Source organism: Haematobacter missouriensis (assembly GCF_000740775.1).
Lineage (GTDB): Bacteria > Pseudomonadota > Alphaproteobacteria > Rhodobacterales > Rhodobacteraceae > Haematobacter > Haematobacter missouriensis.
The window spans coordinates 1-529 of sequence record NZ_JFGS01000069.1; the positions used below are offsets into that span (position 1 = coordinate 1).

A 529-nucleotide genomic window follows, 5' to 3' on the forward strand; every position below is an offset into this window, starting at 1 on the left:
CTCGCCGTATTCCACGCCGATGTAATCGGCCCACCAAGCAGACATGTCTGGATCCTCAGCGATAAAGGCCGGGGAGACGTGCTTGCGTCGCGCTGATGCACGGCCACGGCTCCTGAGAGTAATCATGCAGCCCCACCTGCCCCGCGATCTGCAGCGCATCCCCGGTCACAGATTTGAGCACGTATCCCGGCATGTGATAGATGACGCCCGGTGTGCCGATCGGCACGCGAGGGACGACAGACAGGTCAAAATCCGCCGCGGAAAGCAGCGAGAGCGTCAACCGTGCCTCTCCGCTGACCTCGCGCAGCGCCTGCCCGATGCGGCGGTCCACATTCGGCAGGGTAACCTCCGCCACAGCCACCGCCTCCTCCGCGTCGTCGAGGATCGTGTAGCCAAAGACGATGCCAGTCCATTCCGCGCCATCGTAGATGTAACCGAGCGGATCGCAGACAAGCCGGATCGGCTCCGCCAGTGCCGGATGCTCAACCAGCAGGAAGGCCAGCAGCGCATCCGGGGAGGATGCGTCCTC

General features: G+C 64.1%; 1 protein-coding gene. It reads right to left on the reverse strand.

The window, feature by feature from the left end; translation table 11 throughout:
- Positions 1–55: 55 nt before the first annotated feature.
- Positions 56–529, reverse strand: a 474-nt coding sequence (locus tag CG51_RS20470) for a hypothetical protein (RefSeq protein ID WP_035747502.1), incomplete at its 5' end; no start/stop codon positions are given.